An 18,240-nucleotide genomic window follows, 5' to 3' on the forward strand; every position below is an offset into this window, starting at 1 on the left:
CACGACGACAAGCCCTTTTAAGTGGTTAGTCCCTTTTTCTTTTACTGCAAATTCTTAGTCAACAGCTGGTTGACGACGCCCGGGTTGGCCCGGCCTTTGGTTTCTTTCATGATCTGGCCGACGAGGAAGCCGATGGCTTTCTTCTTGCCTGCCTTGTAGTCAGCCACGGACTGCGGGTTGGCGGCGATGACTTTCTTGACCATATCTTCCAGGGCCCCTGTATCGGTGATCTGGACCAAGCCCTGTTCTTTGACGACGACATCAGCCGATTTGCCGGATTCCCACATTTCCGGCAGGACTTTCTTGGCAATCTTGCCGGAGATAGTCCCTTTGGCGATGAGCTTCAAGAGACCAGCCAGGTCAGCCGGTTTGACTGGCGAAGCCGTGATGTCGACGTTTTCTTCGTTCAATTTCTTGGCAAATTCGCCGAGCATCCAGTTGGCCGCTTCTTTGGCATCGACGCCTTCTTTGACGACAGCTTCGAAGTAATCAGCCGTCTGTTTTTCCAGGGTCAGCAAGTTGGCATCGTATTCGGACAAGCCCAGTTCATCCTGGAAGCGCTGGCAGCGGGCATCGGGCATTTCCGGCAGTTCCTGACGGACCTGTTCGATGTATTCCGGCGAAACTTCGATAGGAATGAGGTCCGGTTCCGGGAAGTAACGGTAGTCGCTGTCCCCTTCCTTGACACGCTGGAGAATGGTAATGCCCTTGGCTTCATCCCAGCCGCGCGTAGCCTGCTGGATGGTGCCGCCTTCGTCAAGGATCTGTGCCTGGCGGACGGCTTCGTATTCAATGCCCTTCTGGACGGCACTGAAGGAGTTGATGTTCTTGATTTCCGTCTTGGTCCCCAATTTATCCGAACCGACGGGACGGACAGAAATGTTGGCGTCGCAGCGCATACTGCCTTCTTCCAGACGGCAGTCGGAAACGCCGAGATACTGCATGATGGAGCGCAGTTTTTCCAGATAGGCTCTGGCTTCGGCACCGCTGCGCAGTTCCGGTTCGCCGACGATTTCCAGGAGCGGTACACCCGTCCGGTTATAGTCGACGCTGGTCGAGTCGGAGTTGGCAATACTGCCGCCGCTGTGGACGAGCTTGCCTGCGTCTTCTTCCATGTGGATACGGGTCAGATGGATGCGGCGCTGTTTGCCGTCGACGTCGATGTCGATGTAACCGCCTTTGCAGATCGGCAGGTCGAACTGGGACGTCTGGAAGTTCTTCGGCAAATCCGGATAGTAGTAGTTCTTGCGGTCGAATTTGCTGAACGGCAGGATGTCGCAATGCAGGGCCAGGCCGGCTTTGACGGCATAATGCAGAACTTCTTTATTGAGTACGGGCAGGACGCCGGGCAGGCCTAAGCAGACCGGGCAGACGTGGGTATTCGGTTCGGCACCAAATTCCGTGCTGCAGCCGCAGAAAATCTTCGTTTTCGTTTTTAATTCGACATGGACTTCCAAGCCGATAACGGATTCATATTTCATTAAAGTTCAACCTCCCCCATGGGCGACGGCTTGCGAAGGTCCGTCCGATTCTGTTCAAACGTATAGGCCACGCGAAGCAGTGTGGCTTCGTCCAGGGCCTTGCCGATGAGCTGCATGCCGATGGGCAGGCCGTCTTTGTAGCCGCAGGGAATGCTGAGGCCCGGCAGGCCAGCCAGGTTCAACGTAACCGTGCAGACGTCGCCGAGGTACATAGCCAGCGGATTGTCGCTGTTCTGGCCAATCTTGAAGGCTGTGTCCGGCGCCGTCGGCGTGAGCAGGACGTCGCATTTCTTCAAAGCTTCGTCGTAGTCCTGTTTGATCAGGGTACGGACTTTCATAGCCCGCAGATAATAGGCATCGTAATAGCCCGAGCTGAGGACGTAGGTCCCGAGGAGGATACGGCGTTTGACTTCGTCGCCAAAGCCTTCGGTACGGGTCTTGATGTACATGTCGACGATATCCTTGCCGTCGACGCGCATGCCAAAGCCGACGCCGTCGTAACGGGCCAGGTTGGAGCTGGCTTCGGCCGGCGCGATGATATAGTAGGCAGCGATACCGTATTTCATGTGCGGCATGCTGACCGGTACGATTTCGGCACCGAGTTTCTTATACGTTTCGATAGCGTCTTCCAAAGCCTTGCGACAGGTAGCGTCGAGGCCTTCGCCGAAGAATTCTTCGGGGACGCCGATTTTCATGCCCTTGACGTCATTGACCAAAGCCTGTTTATAGTCTTTTTCGGCCTGGGGAATGGACGTCGAGTCCTTGGCGTCATGGCCGGCAACGGCATTGAGGACGATGGCGCAGTCTTCGACGTCATTCGTGAAAGTACCGATCTGGTCCAGGGACGAAGCGAAGGCGATGAGGCCGTAACGGGAAATGAGGCCGTATGTCGGTTTGAGACCGACGACACCGCAGTAGGAAGCCGGCTGGCGGACGGATCCGCCAGTATCCGAGCCGAGGGCCCAGACCGTTTCACCCGAAGCGACAGCAGCCGCCGAACCGCCGGAAGAACCGCCGGGGACGCAATCAAGGTTCCACGGATTGTGAGTCAGCTGGAAAGCCGAGTTTTCCGTCGAGCTGCCCATGGCAAATTCGTCCATGTTGGTCTTGCCCAGGCTGACGTAATCAGCTGCCATCAATTTATCGATGACCGTCGCATTGTACGGCGATTTGAAATTTTCCAACATCTTCGAAGCACACGTAGCCTTCTGGCCTTTTATGCAGATGTTATCCTTAATGGCACCGGGGACACCGGCAAGGTCACTGATCGTTTCGCCAGCTGCGATTTTAGCATCGACAGCGGCAGCCGCTTCCAGGGCATATTCGCGGTTATCCGACAAGAATGCCTGTACTTTCGGTTCTACTGTATCTTTATGTGCAAGAAAAGCCTTGGTCAATTCGACAGCCGATACGTCGCCGTTGACCAGTTTTTCATGCAGTTCATGGATTGTTAACATACATACGCCTCCCTGTTAATCCTGGATGACTTTCGGAACTTTGAAATAGCCATCAGCCTGTTCCGGCGCATTCTGAAGCGCTTTTTCATTGGCCAGCGACGGCTGGGGAACGTCGTCGCGCATGACGTTGGACATAGATACGGCATGGGCCGTCGGTTTGACATCGGTCACATCGACCTGGCTCAAGAGATCCATGTACGATAAAATGTCGTTCAGCTGTTTCCCGACCGTTTCCATCTGGTCTTCCTTGACTTCCAGGCGGGACAACAGTGCGATCTTCTTTATTTCTTCGGCACTGATTTTCATACTGACACTCCTTGCAGATATTTTTAGCGTGACAAATCGGAATCGTTTGTCAAAATTCAACACATATATAATTTAATCACCTTTTGCCATATTTTGCAAGCCTCGGAGCCAATGCCGCAGGTGGCAGACGGCAAACGAGGCTGCCCACCAAGACAGCCTCGTTTTGCGTTTGCAGTTTGCAGTAAATATCAACTCATCGCCTGTATGCGATACCGTAGGGGACGTCCCAGAGCCTTTTTGTCCCATCCGATGCAGGACGATTCCCCCAACGGATAGCAGCGGCGGGCGGCCCGCTACGCGCTGAGGGCTTCCCGAAGCGTCGTTGTCAATTTGAGTCTGTTGCGGCACAGCCGCATCTGACTCGTAGGGGCGTACACGTAGCGCGCCCGCTTTTGAACTCCGTAAATAACCGTGACTGCGTTCTTTTCCATCGCCTGACTGCGATACCGTAGGGGACGCCTAAAAGGCGTCCCGCCATGAATCCTGTGCCTAGCCGGAATTTATGACGAATGGCACGCGGTCGTAATACAATCATGAATTTGACGCGGCAAAGCCGCATCTGAGTCCGAGGAAAAAGCCGGAGTTCGCAATTCGTGGTTCATGGCTCGTAAAAAACCACCATTATACCAGAATGGGCTGTGATGGAATCTCGCAGCGGGCTGCCCTCATCGGGACAGCCCCTACGCACAAGGCCGTTGGCCGTGTATTTTTTTGTGGTCCGCAGGACCATTGCGGCCGGCTACCTGCAAACTGCGGCCTGCATTCATGTTTATCGCCTGGCTGCGATACCGTAGGGGACGCCTAGAAGGCGTCCAGCCACGGCTGTCCGTTTTGACAGCCGTCTTGCGCCTTCCGCTGGTCAGCACCTGACGGGCCAAAAAGGCCGCCGTGAATCCTGTGCCTAGCCGGAATTTATGACGAATGGCACGCGGTCGTAATACAATCATGAATTTGACGCGACAAAGCCGCATCTGAGTCCAAGGCGGCCGGTGGCCTGCGGGACACCCTTTGGGCGTCCCCCACAATGCCTACCCTCTCGTCAGGCTATAGATGAGGGCGTTGCAGATGGCGGCGGCGATGGTGCTGCCCCCTTTCCGTCCTTTGGCGACGATATATGGGACGCCGGCTTCCATAATGGTTTCTTTGGCATAGACGACGTTGACGAAACCGACGGGGACGCCGATAATCAGGGCCGGTTTCATCTTGCCGGCGTCGATGAGTTCCCGCAGGCGCAGGAGGGCTGTCGGCGCATTGCCGACGGCGACGATGACCGCCCCTTCCAGGGTTGCGGCTTTATCCATGGAAGCCTGGGCCCGCGTCGTCCCCTGGGCTTTGGCCGCCGCCGCGACATCTGCATCGGCCATGAAGCAGACTTTGCGACAGCCCAGTTTCTCAAGGCCTGGCTGGCTGATACCCATGCAGGCCATATTAGTATCGGTCACGATAGTACAGCCCGATTTCAAGGCGGTCAGGGCCTGTTCGACGGCGCCTGGGCTGAAGCGCAGGTTGCGGACATAGTCGAAGTCGGCGCTGGTGTGGACGACGCGCTTGATAATGTCTTTTTCGTCCGGCGGCAGGATGATGTCGCCTAATTCGTCTTCAATGATTTCCATGCTGCGCCGTTCGATATCGGCCGGCAAAATATGTTCAATTTTCATGGGATCCTTCCTTTTGATGGATGCAGGCTGCGACGAAACGGGCGGCCCAGTCCCGTTTCCCCAGGAAATGGATATGGGGATAGCCGCCGACAAAGTGGTCGCCAGCGATGATGCAGGGCCAATGGCGCTGGCTCCCGGCCTTATAGGCCGTAAAGTCACTGCCCCTGTCCGTGCTGTCCGAATAATGGAACTCGTGGGCCGTTACGGTATCTCCGGCCTGGCAGAAGAGATTGTCCTTTTCGGCCTGGAGAGTGACGTAACCGAAGCGCTTCAAGGACGGCGTCATGAAGGTCTCGCCAGGGACGGCGCCGACCCAGGGCCAGCTGTGGTCCTGACTGTCGCGGAAGCTTTCATGGAGGTACATGAAGCCCCCACATTCGGCGAAGCACGGCACGTGTGCGGCCAAGGCCCGGCGCAGGGACGCCCGCATTGGCTCATTCTGGCTCAAAGCCTGGGCGTAGAGTTCGGGATAGCCGCCACCGAGATATATGCCGTCACAAGGTGGCAGTTCTTTATCGTGGAGGGGGCTGAAAAAGGTGAGGTCTGCTCCCGCCTCCCGCAGGACCTGGAGGCTGTCTTCATAATAAAAGCAGAAGGCTTCGTCCTGGGCGACGGCGATGACGGCCCGCCCCGATGCTGGCGGGGCCGGGTTTCGACTGCCCCCTGCCAAGGGAGCGGCCTGACGGGCACAGGCCAAAAGGCCGTCCATGTCGAGGCTCTTTTCTGCCTGGAGAGCCAGTTTTCTCATGGTTTCCTGGAGGTCGGCAATTTCCCCGGCCGTGACCAGGCCCAGATGGCGGCTGGAAAAGGTGCAGTACGGCATGTCCGGGAAACAGCCAAAAGCCTTCAGGCCCGATGCGGCTTCCCAGGACGATTTGAAATGTTCGTACACCATGGGCTTGATGCGGTTGACGATGAAACCTGCGACATGGCTGTCAGGACGAAATGCAGCCAGACCCTGCAAGACGGCGGCTAAAGACAATCCCGCACCGCGGCCGTCGACGACGAGGACGACCGGCGTATCTGTCGCCGCTGCCAGCTCATAGGCGCTGGCTTCACGGCCCGTGCCGACGCCGTCGTAATACCCCATGGCCCCTTCCAGGATGGAAATGTCCGCAGCCGCACCATGGCGTATCAGCACTTCCCGGGCAGCTGCCGCGCCCTGTTCATGGCGGCCGAAGAGAAAGAGATCCAGATTATATGACGGCGTATCCAGGACCCGGCGATGGAACATGGGGTCGATATAATCGGGGCCGCTCTTAAAAGCCGCCGGCGACAAGCCGCGGTCCTTGAGGGCCTGCAGCAAGGCACAGACTACGGTCGTCTTGCCGCTGCCGCTGCGCGGAGCTGCCAAGAGCAGCCGCGGAAGCTGCGTAGGTGATATGGATGAGGGCATGAAAATCTCCTTTCGTGAATGTAGGGGCCGCAGGCCACTTTGTAGGGGCCGTCCCAAAGGGCGGCCCGCCTTTGCAGGGGAGGCAGTGGGCCGTCTTTCAGGTCGGCCCCTACGCAAGCCCCGGTCGGGGGGCTAGGCCTTCTCTGCGTCCTGACGGACAGCGGTAATGATATATACCGGGTTCTGGGCTATCATGAGGTGGTGCTGGCCGGCTTGTTTACTGCGGGCCGTGCTGACCTGGGTGATATCCAGGTGGTATTCGTCATGGGCAGCATAATAGGCCGTGACGGCGGCCAGGGTTTCCAAGGTAATGGCCGTGACGACCATGCGGCAGGTTTTGTTTTTGCGGTACAGGTCATCGAGGATGATGGCCAGATTGCCCTTCGTCCCGCCAATAAAGGCATAGTCCGGTACGATATCCAGCGATGGCAAGGTCTGGCTGGCATCGCCAGCGACAACGGTGACGTTGGACAGGTCGAAATGGCCGATGTTTTCTCGTAATACGTCCAGGGCTTCTTCATTGATCTCAAAGGCATAGACATGGCCAAACGGCGCCTGCAAGGCCAGTTCGACCGTACAGGAACCGGTGCCGGCGCCGATGTCACAGACGACGGCGTCCGCTGATGGCGCCAGCTTGGACAGGGCGACGCTGCGGATTTCCTGCTTGGTCATAGGCGCTTTGCCGCGCAGGAAGGCTTCGTCCGGCAGTCCATGGACGGGACGCACCCAGAGCCGGGCCTGTTCGTTTTCAATCATCATGACAGCCAGGGCATCCTCAGAGCGGCTGGTAAAATCGGCAGCTGTCCCGCGTAGGATGGTTTCATTGTCATAAGACAAATTGCAGCCAATGGCCACGGATACCGCATCCAGGCCGGCCTGACAGAGTTCCCGGCACAAGGCCGCCGGTGAATCAGATCCACCCGTCAGGACGAAGACTTTCCGGTGCTGGCAGACGGCGGCGACGAGGGATTCCTGGCGGCCGTGGCGGCTGACGACGAAAGCGTCGTTCCATGTCGTCTGCAAGGCCGCGGCAAAATAGACGAGACTGCTGATGCCTGGCATTCGGGTTACCGTGCAGTCGGGAATATCCGTAAGCATGGCGGCGAGACTGAAAAAGCCGACATCGCCCGATACCAGGACGGCCATGGGTCCTTCGTCAGCAGATAGCGAGGCAGCGAGCCGGCAAATCTCGTCGCGCCGGTATGTCGGGACCAGGCGCTTCCCGGAAGAAGCAAAAGGCGCCAGCATCCGCTTGTCGCCGACCAGGATGGGCGATGCCGCAATAGCTGCTTTCGCCTGCCCCGTCAACAAGTCTGGATTGCCAGGACCGGTACCGATAATATAGATGTGCATGGTATGTCTCCTTTCATGGGGTGCAGGGGCGCCCTCGTTGGGCGCCCGCAGGCCGCAGTCCGATCGGACTCAGATGCCGCGACGCGGCCACAGTTTCAAGCTGACAACATCACTTCGAGTAACCCTCGCTCGTAAAAATTCCCTGAACGGGGCCATTTTTCTACAACCTGCGTCTTCCCTATTTGACTGAATAGGTATGCGTAAAAAGCAACCTCTCAGTCAGCTGCGCTGACAGCTCCCCTATGAGGGGAGCCTTGCTCTTGCCTCCCTGGCATGTTGCAAGCCGTAATGCCCCGAACGGGGCCGTCTTTTTGTGACCTGCGCCTCTCCTATTTGACTGAATAGATATGCGTAAAAAGCAACCTCTCAGTCAGCTGCGCTGCCACCTCCCCTATGAGGGGAGCCTTGCCCTTAACCTCCCTGGCATGTTGCAGGCCGTAATGCCCCGAACGGGGCCGTTTTTTGTGACCTGCGCCTCTCCTATTTGACTGAATAGATATGCGTGAAAAGCAACCTCTCAGTCAGCTGCGCTGACAGCTCCCCTATGAGGGGAGCCTTGCCCTAGCCTCCCCTCATAGGGGAGGTGGCTCAAAGAGCCGGAGAGGTTGCTTTTTTGTCATTACTCTCCCCGTTCGATGACGATGACCTTGGCGCCTGTCTGCCGGGCGGCCTCTAATTTCTCTTGGAAACCGCCAGTGCGGCCGGAGTTCTTGGTGACGACGTAGCGGGCGCCGGTCTGGCGGAACATGGCCGCATTGAGTTCTGTCGTGAACGGTCCCTGCATACAGATGATATGAGCTGGCAGATAGCCCAGGCCCAGGGCCCGGTCCAGCGAAGGCCGGACGGGCAGGATGCGGGCATAGAGGCGCTGGGCGTAGTCGGGAAGCTGGGCAAAGGAGTCCAAATCCTTGCTGCCTGTCGTCAAAAAGACAGGGCCCGTCGTATGGCTCAGGACCTCGACGGCTTCGTCGACGGAATGGACGGCGATGCAATCGGCCTGTTCGGCATAGCTGCCGCTTCGCCGTTGTATGCGGCGGTACGGGACGCCGACGGCCCGGCAGGCCTGACGGATATTAGCGGTCACAGCCGTCGCGTAGGGATGGGTCGCGTCGATGACCTGGGCAATGGCTTGTTCCCGAAGAAAGCTTTCCATCTCCCCTTCGTCCATGCGACCGGTCACGACGGTCACGAAGGGACTGTCCGGCACCAGGGAAGCGCCGTATTCCGTCGCCACGGACACATAGGCCCGGATATGACAGTGGTCGGCATAATGGGCCAATTTCCGCCCTTCTGTCGTACCGCCGGCAATCCAGACAGGACTCCTCATAAATGATAACCCCGCGGCGTGACCAGTTTGCCACCGATATTCTTGGTCTGGCTGTTGCCAATGAAGACGGTACAGAACATGTCCAGGTGCATCTTACGCAGTTCGCCCAAGGTCAGGACAGTGACTTCCTGGCCTTCGCGGCCGATGTTGCGGACGATGCCGGCTGGCGTATCGGCCGACTGATGGCGCAAGATGATGTCGCAGGCCTTTTCCAGATAATCGGCCCGCTTCTTGCTGGCCGGGTTGTACAGGCAGATGACGAAATCACCAGCAGCGGCACAGTCGAGGCGATTGGCGATTTTTTCCCACGGCGTCAGCAAATCGCTGAGGGAAATAAGGCACGTATCGGCGACTAAGGGCGCGCCGAGCAGGGCCGCACCGGCACTGGCAGCGGTCACGCCGGGAATGACTTCGATGTCGATATCCTCGCCGGCAGCGACTTCGTGCATGATACCGGCCATGCCGTAAATCCCGGCATCGCCGCTGGACACGATGGCCACGGTCTGGCCTTGCAGGGCCCGGTCCCGTACCATCCGGCAGCGTTCGACTTCCTTGGTCATGCCTGTCGTGACGAATTCTTTACCCGGGAAGTAATGGCGAATCAAATTGATATATGTATCATAACCGACAATGCAGTCGCAGCCATCGAGGATTTCCCGGGCCTGCAAAGTCATGCCCTGCAAGGACCCCGGCCCGATGCCGACGACATAAATGCGATGTTTCATAAAATTTCTCCTCTCAATAATCGAACCGGGCCTGGTAGCGTTCACAGGCTACGGCTACGGTGATGCCGCGGCGACTCTGTTTGGTGACGATGAGTGTCCCCTGATGGCTGGCCAGGACAGCCGCCCGTTCGCAGACGTTATCCGTGCCGACCCTTTCTTTGACGAAATCCGATGCCGTAAAGTCACCTGGAACGGCATTGAGTTCATCGGCCGTAAAGAAGTGCAGCGGCCACTGCTGGGCTTTGGCAAAGGCCAGGAGACCGGCTTCACCTCGTTTCACGTCGATGGAGCTGACGTCAGCAATGGCGTCGGGCGATAAGTTTGCCCGCTGCAGGACGGCATTGACCCAATAGGCGATATCCCTGGCCGTCGTCCCCTTGCGGCAGCCGATACCGACGTGGACGATGACCGGCCGGGCAACGACGGTTGTGCGGAAAACGGGTACCTGGGCTTTGGTCGTGATCACCAGACCGGCATCGCCGTGGAAGGCATAGACCAGGCCCTGCGGCAGCGGCCCTTGCAGGGGAAAGTCACTGTAGACACCGGCAGCGCCCTTCTCCAGCATAGCTGCAGCGAAAGCCTTGGCGTCGGCCAGGGAAGACAGGCGCAGGCCCTGGCGGGCAGCCCATTCATCGACGGCGAACAAGGCGTTGACATCGGTCGCCGTCGTCACGACAGCCTGGCCCTGCAGTTCTTCTGCCAGACGGCGGGCAATGGCATTGGCTCCGCCGATATGGCCGGACAAAAGGGGAATGACGAACTGCCCTTTTTCGTCGATGACCAAGACGGCCGGGTCCAGGTCTTTATGGCGGATAAAAGGGGCAATGGTTCGGACGGCGATGCCCGCCGCGCCGATGAAGACGACGAGCCGCGCCGCTTCAAAAGCCCGGGCCGCTTCGTCGTGGAGATTGGGCGTAAACGGCAGGACTCCTTCCTGGACGACGGCGAATTTCTTCAATGATGCCTGACGGACGTCCCAGCCTTCTCCCCGGAGATGGGCAACGACGCGGCAGCCTAAGGCCGTCCCGGCCTGGGTAAAGGAAAAGACGACGGCTTTCATGATTCCGTCTCCCCTTGGATATGGTCGCCGTACTGCTGCTCGTCCGGAGCGGCCTGGCGGCAGCCATGGGTAAAGGCGGGATGATACAAGAGGCTGCGGTCATAAGCCTGGCCCAGGACCTGTCCTACGACAATGAGAGCCGTCTTGGAAATGCCTTCACGCTGCGCCGTTTCGGCCAACGTGCCGACCGTGCAGGTATAGGTCCGCTCTTCCGGCCACGAAGCCTTATAGACGATAGCCGCCGGTGTATCGGCGGGATAGCCGCCGCGCAGGAGTTCGGCCTGGAGTCCGTCTAAGAGGGACGCGCTGAGGAAAATGACCATCGTCGCCTGATGAGCGGCGTAATCGGCGATTTTCTGCTTGTCCGGCACAGGCGTCCGCCCTTCCATGCGGGTAATGATGACGGACTGGCTGATTCCCGGCAGGGTATATTCGGCCTGGAGGGACGCGGCAGCGGCGCAGAAGGAGCTGACGCCGGGCACGACGTCATAGGCAAGGCCTTTCTGGCTGAGGATATCCATTTGTTCGCGGATGGCACCGTAGACCGACGGGTCGCCCGTATGCAGGCGGACAGTCATCCAGCCCTGGCCTTCCCCTTCTTCCATGGCGGCGATGACCGCTTCCAAGGTCATGCCGGCACTGTCGAGGATACGGCAGTCTTTTTTCGCACAGGCCAGCAGCTGCGGGTTGACCAAAGAGCCAGCGTAAATGATCTGATCCGCTGTTTCCAGCAGTTTCTGGCCGCGGACGGTAATGAGGTCGACAGCACCGGGACCGGCGCCGACAAAATGTATCATCGTAGTTCCCCCTTTGTATGCAATGCAAGAAATGCCTGGGCCCGTGACGACTGTCCCAAGACGCCATAGGCATTGGAAAAGACGACGGCTGCCGTCGGGACCTGGCCGTGGGTCCGCTGATCCATATAGGCCTCGATTTTTTCACAGACTGCGGCCATGACGGGCTCCAGCAGGCCCGTTTCTTTCAGCAGGCGGACGGCTTCGTCCGTCGTCAGGCTGTCGTAGATCTTTTGGGCCACCTCACGGGAAGCGCCGGCAAAAACCGCTTCCAGGGCCAACAGCGTCGTCCGGCCATCGGCATAGCGCGAATGAGTATTCATGATGCCTTGGGCGACTTTGACCAGTTTTCCGATGTGTCCGATGAGAAGGACGTCGGAAAAGCCTTTATAGGCGGCGTAGTCGAGGGTTTCGCCGACATAATTGCTGATAGTCACGCGCGGACTGACGTCGAGGCCCAGATGGTCCCGGCTGAAATCGACGCCGTAATTGCCGAAAAAGGCCAGTAAATGAGCCTGGCCGGCAGCGCGGCGGGAATCCATTTCTGTATGGATCGTATCGACCAGGGCCTGTTCGCTCATGGGGTCGACGATGCCCGATGTCCCCAGGATGGACAGGCCGCCGACGATGCCCAGGCGCGGGTTGAAGGTCTTTTGGGCCAGGCGCTGGCCATCGGGAATGGACAGAGTCAGGCGCAGGCCGCCGGTATAGCCGCACTGCTGGCAAGCCTGTTGCAGGGCTTCGGTAATCATGCGGCGCGGCACGGGATTGATGGCCCAATCGCCGACGGCACAGGCCAGGCCGGGCTGGGTCACGCGGCCGACGCCCTCTCCGCCGATGAGGCTCAGACCAGAAGGCGTCTTTTCGACAGTGCCGTAGACCAACATGCCGTCGGTAATATCCGGGTCGTCGCCACTGTCCTTGCGGATGGCACACGTCGCCGACTGCGGGCCGAAGGAGACGTCTTCCGGGATGAGCTGGAGCACGGTCCCCTGCGGCGTCTGCAGCGACACGGCATCGACGCGGCGCCCGGTCAGGACCATCATGGCCGCCGCCTTGGCTGCCGCAGCGGCACAAGAGCCGGTCGTATAGCCGCAGCGCAGTTTCTTCCCCTCTTTGACAGTGAATAATGACATGGTAATATTCTCTCTTCCTATCTCTCTACAAATCTTATCACGTTTTCCCTAAGTTTGAAGTTTGAAGTGAAACATCACTCCGCAAGACGACAATCGCCGAACGGCCATCACAGGTGGTGACGATGTCCGTATGGACGGCAAAAACATCCCACAGGCGTTCTGGCGTGAGGACGGCCTGAGGTGGTCCGGTGCAGACCAGTCTCCCGTCTTTCATGACGACCACTTCGTCGGCATATTGCCAGGCCTGGTTCATATCGTGGAGAACGACGACGACGGTCTTCTGCCAGCGCTCGTTGATGCGGCGCAGGAGGTCGAGGATGCGCAATTGATGATGCACGTCGAGGTACGTCGTCGGTTCGTCCAACAAGAGGATGGGTGCATCCTGGGCCAGCAGGACGGCCAGCCAGGCCCGCTGCTGTTCCCCGCCGGACAGGTGCTGCATGGCTTGGCCGGCATGGGATTCGAGGCCGACGGCCCGGATAGCCCCTTCGACAGCGTCCCGGTCTTCCCGTCGCGAGCCACTCCAAAGACGGCGGTAGGGAAAGCGCCCCATCCGCACCAACTCGTGGACAGTCACATCCGGCGGCACGTCATGGGTCTGGGTCAGGAAGGCGATTTCCCGCGACAAGGCCTTTCGGGAAAAATCATGGACGTCGCGGCCACCGAGGCAGATAGAACCGCCGACGACGGGAATCATGCCGTTCACGGCCTTGAGAAAGGTACTCTTGCCGCAGCCGTTGGGGCCGATGATGGCCGTCACCTTCCCCTTGGGCAGGCCTATGCTGAAATCATGGAGTATTGTCCGCCGGCCGCGGCAGACGACGAGATTCCGGACCGTAATGGCATCAGCCATGACTCACACTTCCTTCCGCAAGAGAAATAAGAAAAACGGCGCCCCGATGAAAGCCATGATGATGCCTACGGGCAATTCAGCCGGCGCCAGGATCAGCCGGGCTGCCGTATCGCTCAAGGTCACCGTCGCCACGCCGAGGATGGCCGCCCCCGGGATGAGATAGCGATAATCGGACCCGACCAGGAGGCGCACGATATGGGGTACGATGAGGCCGACGAAGCCCAGCAGGCCGGCGACGCTGACGGCACTAGCCGCCAGCAGGGCAGCCACCGCCGTCAGGCCCAGGCGGGCGCCTTCGACAGACAGGCCCAGGCTGCGGGCCATGTCGTCGCCGAGCTGGAGCAGGTTGAGGTAATAGGCCCCGATTCCCGACAGAATCAAGCCGATGACCGTATACGGCAGAATCGTCGTCACGTCTTTCCAGCTGCTAGCAGCCAGGCCGCCGACCATCCACAACAGGGCTCCGTGGACGCGGTCACTGTAAAAAATGAGGATGCCCGAAATGATAGCGCCCAGGAAGGCCGACACGGCGACACCAGCCAGGATGATGCGCACCGGCCGGATGCCGTCTTTCCAGGCCAGGAGATAAATGAGGACGGCTGCCGCCATGGCCCCGAGGAAGGCGGCCGGCGTCATCCAGAAGAGGTATGCCGGCCAGACGATGAGGACGACAATGCCCGCCAGGCCGGCACCGGATGAAATGCCGATGATATGCGGGTCGGCCAGGGGATTGCGCATGACCGCCTGGAGGATGGCGCCGGACAAAGCCAGATTCGCCCCGACCAGGGCCCCCGTCAGGGTCCGGGGCAGGCGGATATTCCAGATAATCTGATCGGCCGTCCGGATCGACGGCTGCCAGAGGATATGGATGACGTCAACCGGCGTAATCGCCGCAACGCCCTGCAAGATGGATAGGATCAGGCCGGCCAGGGCCAGGACGGCAAAGGCGCCCAGCACGAGCCAGCGCCAAAGCGTGCGGTGACGGCTGGCGACACTATTCATGAACGGCCTCCGGATAGACCAGATGGGCCATATAGGCGACGGCTTTCGGATAGTCCAGGCCCGGATTGAGGAGGAAATATTTTTCCGGCAGGACATAGACCCGGCCGGCCTTCACGGCTGACAGGGACGCCCAGGCCGGATTGCCCTTGATGTCTTCCTGGATGCGCTTTTCGATTTTATCCGACGAACCCATAGAGGTCAGGAAAATGACGTCCGGGTCGGCCTGGACCAGTCTTTCCATGCTGTATGGGATGCGCGTCGTCTGGCCATCCGTCGCAGCATCAGCAGCGATATTCTGTAAATGCAGGAGCTGGGCCATATCGCCGGCAATACTCGACGGCAGTTCGACGCTGACCGAGCTGGGCGTAGCGTGGATGATGGCGACCCGCTTCCCCTGGGCCGGTACGGCATCGGCGATGGCCTGGACGGCCTGGTCCAGTTCGGCTTCCTTGCCCTTGGCCGCGTCTTCTTTGCCGTATACTTTGCCGATGATATCGAGGTTGCGCTTGACGTCGTCATAGGTCTTGGTCTTGAGGACCAAAACGGGAATATGGCTTTCTTCCAGCTGGGCCGCCAATTTCGCATGGTGGTCGGCGCTGGCAATGACCAAATCCGGCTGGCAGGCCAGGACCTTTTCCAGGCTCACGTTGTAGACCGGGCCGACATCCGGCACGGCTTGATACTTCGCCGGCAGGGACGCATCTTCCGCTTTGACCGCCGACCGTCCGGCCAGGTCCCCATCGACAGCCGCGGCAAAATTGAGGAGTGACGTCGACAGGACGACGACGCGCTGCGGTTTCTCAGGCAACGTGACAACCGTCCCCCTATCGTCGGTCACGACGGCATAGGCTCCAGATGAGCTGCCGCCTTGAGTAGCCGCGTTCTGCGGCGCACACCCTGCCAGAACCAGCAGGCAAAAAGCGACGATGAGCAGACAAATTTTTTTCACCGTAAAGGCACCTCCTAAAACTTTTTCTTCACGCCGACCTGCCAGTTGCGCCCGGCAGCCGGATAATTATGGTACAGATCATAGGCCTCGTCGTTGAGGTTGTTGACTTTGACATACATCGTCGTCGCCGCATCAGGCGAATACGATGCGCTGACATTCCAGACGACATAGGAATTATTGCGGTAATACGTATCGTTGCGTCCGGTCCCGGCAGTCATATCGGCGCCAGCCTGCCATTTACCGCTGTGGTAATGGATGCCGGCGTGATAGCCGTTGGGCTGGTTATACGTCGTATCGAAAGTAAGGCCTGCCCCTTTATCCACTTTCGTGCGGATGTAGGAATAGCCCCCTTCATAATCCCATTTATCGTTGACTTTCTGCTTCCACGTCAGCTCGAAGCCGCGCTTGTCCTCTTCGTTGAGGTTTTCCGCTTCCGAGTAGCTGGACGTGCGGTTCCAGCGGATGACGTTTTCCAAATTGCTGTGGAAAATGCTGCCTTCGAGGCTCGTCTTGGGACCGGCCTGATACTGGAAGCCCAGGGTCTGGGTATAGCCTTCTTCAGGCTGCAAGTTTTCGTTGCCGTGCGACGTCGAGGTAATGTAGAACTGGTCGTTCAGGCGGGGCGGCGAAAAGACGCGGCCCCATGAGGCATAGACGTTGAAGGCGTCATTGGCCTTATAATTCATGGCCAGGCGCGGCGTCTGGTGCGACCCGAAGGTACTGTTCCGGTCCCAGCGCAGGCCCGGCGTGACGGTGAACTTGCCGAAGGTCAGGGCATCTTCGGCATAGAAGGCCTGATTATGACGTTTTTTGTCGATATAATGGGCTTCATAATTGGTCCCCATGTCTTCCGTCCATTCGGCACCGGCCGTCACATGCTGATGCGAGCCGAGCTGCCAGTTATCCTGCCATTCCAGGCCCTGGGTGCGGGTGAAATAATGGTTGGACCAGTACGTCCGCTGGTAATCATTGAAATAGCGCAGGAAACCCGGCTGGGCTGTCTGCTTCTTAAAATGATAAGTCACACTGTAGTCGTTGACCAGCCGGTCGATGGGCTTATTCGCCGTCAGGTACCAGCCGGCCGGGTCGGCTTTATACGTCGAACCGTGGCCGTGATAGTCCTGATGATAGGCTTTCACCGTCAGCGACGTCTGGTCCGTCAGGTCCTGGTCCAGCCGCAAGGATAAGGACTTCTTGGCGATGTCGCCGCGGGAATGGTCCGTATTGGCCCCGTGAGGAAAGGCATAGTACTCCCGCTGTTCCAGGCTGCCGCTGACAAGCCAGCTCGTCGCACCGGCCCGGCCGCTGTCGGTCAGGGTGTAGCCGTGCATCCCCCAGGAGCCGGTATAGGCATCGAGGGACGATTCGCGACGGTCCCCTTTCTTGGTGACGATATTGATGACACCGCCGACGGCACCGCTGCCGTAGCGGACGGAGCCACTGCCCTTGGTGACTTCGATGTGATCGATGGCCCCGATGCCGGGCAGACTGGCCAAATCGACGCTGCCCCGGCCATAGCCGGAACCCTGGGCGTTAGCCAGGCTCTGGCCGTCGACGAGGATCAGGACCCGGTCGTCGCCATTGAGTTTGACATACGAGGAAATACCGGGCACCATTTCGTTGACCGTTACGCCCGTGACGCGCTGCAGGGCCTGCTGGACCGTCGTATCCTGGTGGGCTTCCATGTTTTCCGCCGTAATGACGGTCGTATTCGATTGGCTGGGCGGGATGGTCGGTGTGGGTGGAACTATCTTCGCTTCCGATAACTTTACGGGAATTTTTTTCCGCAAGGCGTCAAGAATATCGGCGACGGCATCGGGTACCTGGAGAGTCCCAGCCGGAGCGGCTGCCTCGTTCTTCCCCGGCCCGGCAGCCCGTACCGTACCGCCCGAGTCCCGGCCGGATTGGCTGGCAGATTGGGGCTTCCCTGCCAAGGCGGGGGGCCGGGAGACAGTCCCGGAGCCTGTCGAAGCGCCCCCTTCCCGGCGGGCCTGGGATATGGTCCCATAGGTCATCCCATCGGCAGCGGTTCCCATCTCGTCAGGATTAGTCGAAGCAACTTCGCCGGCAGCCATGGCGCCTGATGCTTCAGCCCTGCCTTCTGGGTCAGCGGCGCCGCCCAGGTCCTCATCGGTCCCTGCCGCATCACGGCCGCCGGCGCCGGCCAGATCTTCTGCATTGTAGACCATGACCTCGGTCACGCCGGCCTGACGCGTATACTGCTGGAACAAGGTAAAGAAACCACCGGCTGCCAGGGCCAGGTAGACGGCAGCGTGGAGCGATACGGAGGCGCCGGCAGCGATGCGTCCCCGTTTCCCCTTCCAGGGCTTCACGGCTGGTCCCCTTTCTCAGCAGCCAGGCCGATACGGGTGATGCCGGCCCGCTTCAAATCGTCGAGGACATCGGCGACCTGGCCGTAATCAAGGCCCCGGTCGGCACAGAGAACGACGTAGAACGCGCTGTCCTGAGCCTGCTGATCCCGGGCGGAGGCAATCAGTTCTTTTTCCTGGACGGGCTGACCGTCGAGCCACAACGACCCGTCAGTCTTCAAGGTCACGACGTACGGCGCCGACGGCTGGGCCTGGGCAGCCGAAGCCCGCGGCAGCTGGACACCCAGGCTGTGCAGGTCGACCATGGACAGGGACGTCATCATGAAGAAGACCAGCAGGAAGAACATAATGTCGATCATGGGGATAATCATAATCGAAGGCCGCTCGAACTGGCGGCGATTGCGTAATTGCAT

Annotated in this window: 16 protein-coding genes; all 16 read right to left on the reverse strand. The window is 59.2% G+C overall.

The genetic code is table 11. The annotated features are described in order from the left end of the window. Window positions 1-41: 41 nt before the first annotated feature. The 16 genes from gatB to NOS26_RS11315 all read right to left on the reverse strand — a co-directional run bounded on the left by gatB (window position 42) and on the right by NOS26_RS11315 (window position 18,240). On the reverse strand, window positions 42-1,481 hold the full coding sequence (gene gatB, locus NOS26_RS11240; protein WP_014016524.1) for an Asp-tRNA(Asn)/Glu-tRNA(Gln) amidotransferase subunit GatB: 1,440 nt from the start codon (window positions 1,479-1,481) through the stop codon (window positions 42-44). After that, window positions 1,481-2,938, reverse strand: a complete 1,458-nt coding sequence (gene gatA / locus NOS26_RS11245) for an Asp-tRNA(Asn)/Glu-tRNA(Gln) amidotransferase subunit GatA (protein WP_074786712.1) — start codon at window positions 2,936-2,938, stop codon at window positions 1,481-1,483. Before gatA ends, gatB begins: the two co-directional genes overlap by 1 nt. A 15-nt stretch (window positions 2,939-2,953) precedes the next feature. Further along, on the reverse strand, window positions 2,954-3,244 hold the full coding sequence (gatC, locus tag NOS26_RS11250) for an Asp-tRNA(Asn)/Glu-tRNA(Gln) amidotransferase subunit GatC (protein ID WP_014016522.1): 291 nt from the start codon (window positions 3,242-3,244) through the stop codon (window positions 2,954-2,956). Window positions 3,245-4,272: 1,028 nt separating this feature from the next. Next, window positions 4,273-4,902, reverse strand: coding sequence for a precorrin-8X methylmutase (locus NOS26_RS11255; RefSeq protein ID WP_074786714.1), 630 nt, complete (start codon window positions 4,900-4,902; stop codon window positions 4,273-4,275). Next, window positions 4,892-6,298, reverse strand: coding sequence for a cobyrinate a,c-diamide synthase (locus tag NOS26_RS11260; RefSeq protein ID WP_255917800.1), 1,407 nt, complete (start codon window positions 6,296-6,298; stop codon window positions 4,892-4,894). The genes NOS26_RS11255 and NOS26_RS11260 overlap by 11 nt, the downstream gene beginning before the upstream one ends. A 132-nt stretch (window positions 6,299-6,430) precedes the next feature. After that, window positions 6,431-7,651, reverse strand: a complete 1,221-nt coding sequence (locus NOS26_RS11265) for a bifunctional cobalt-precorrin-7 (C(5))-methyltransferase/cobalt-precorrin-6B (C(15))-methyltransferase (protein WP_074786716.1) — start codon at window positions 7,649-7,651, stop codon at window positions 6,431-6,433. Between the two features lie 619 nt (window positions 7,652-8,270). After that, window positions 8,271-8,978: a precorrin-6A reductase gene (cobK, locus tag NOS26_RS11270; protein ID WP_074786718.1), complete on the reverse strand. Its 708-nt coding sequence runs from the start codon at window positions 8,976-8,978 to the stop codon at window positions 8,271-8,273. Next, on the reverse strand, window positions 8,975-9,703 hold the full coding sequence (gene cobJ / locus NOS26_RS11275) for a precorrin-3B C(17)-methyltransferase (protein WP_074786720.1): 729 nt from the start codon (window positions 9,701-9,703) through the stop codon (window positions 8,975-8,977). The genes cobK and cobJ overlap by 4 nt, the downstream gene beginning before the upstream one ends. Window positions 9,704-9,716: 13 nt before the next feature. After that, window positions 9,717-10,763, reverse strand: a complete 1,047-nt coding sequence (locus NOS26_RS11280) for a cobalt-precorrin 5A hydrolase (RefSeq protein WP_014016516.1) — start codon at window positions 10,761-10,763, stop codon at window positions 9,717-9,719. After that, on the reverse strand, window positions 10,760-11,560 hold the full coding sequence (gene cobM, locus NOS26_RS11285; protein WP_014016515.1) for a precorrin-4 C(11)-methyltransferase: 801 nt from the start codon (window positions 11,558-11,560) through the stop codon (window positions 10,760-10,762). The genes NOS26_RS11280 and cobM overlap by 4 nt, the downstream gene beginning before the upstream one ends. Next, a complete protein-coding gene (gene cbiD / locus NOS26_RS11290) occupies window positions 11,557-12,693 on the reverse strand; it encodes a cobalt-precorrin-5B (C(1))-methyltransferase CbiD (RefSeq protein WP_072982146.1) in 1,137 nt (378 codons plus the stop codon). Before cbiD ends, cobM begins: the two co-directional genes overlap by 4 nt. A gap of 37 nt (window positions 12,694-12,730) precedes the next feature. Then, window positions 12,731-13,546 (reverse strand): ABC transporter ATP-binding protein, encoded by an 816-nt coding sequence (locus tag NOS26_RS11295; protein ID WP_074786724.1) that lies wholly within the window; start codon window positions 13,544-13,546, stop codon window positions 12,731-12,733. A gap of 3 nt (window positions 13,547-13,549) precedes the next feature. Further along, window positions 13,550-14,548 (reverse strand): iron ABC transporter permease, encoded by a 999-nt coding sequence (locus NOS26_RS11300; RefSeq protein ID WP_072982150.1) that lies wholly within the window; start codon window positions 14,546-14,548, stop codon window positions 13,550-13,552. After that, entirely contained in the window at window positions 14,541-15,497 is a 957-nt protein-coding gene (locus NOS26_RS11305; protein ID WP_074786726.1) for an ABC transporter substrate-binding protein, read from the reverse strand. Before NOS26_RS11305 ends, NOS26_RS11300 begins: the two co-directional genes overlap by 8 nt. A gap of 14 nt (window positions 15,498-15,511) precedes the next feature. Continuing rightward, a complete protein-coding gene (locus NOS26_RS11310; RefSeq protein WP_074786728.1) occupies window positions 15,512-17,830 on the reverse strand; it encodes a TonB-dependent siderophore receptor in 2,319 nt (772 codons plus the stop codon). Then, entirely contained in the window at window positions 17,827-18,240 is a 414-nt protein-coding gene (locus NOS26_RS11315) for a biopolymer transporter ExbD (RefSeq protein ID WP_074786800.1), read from the reverse strand. Before NOS26_RS11315 ends, NOS26_RS11310 begins: the two co-directional genes overlap by 4 nt.

Origin of the sequence: Megasphaera sp. SC8-1, from assembly GCF_024436295.1 — a bacterium.
GTDB lineage: Bacteria > Bacillota > Negativicutes > Veillonellales > Megasphaeraceae > Megasphaera > Megasphaera elsdenii.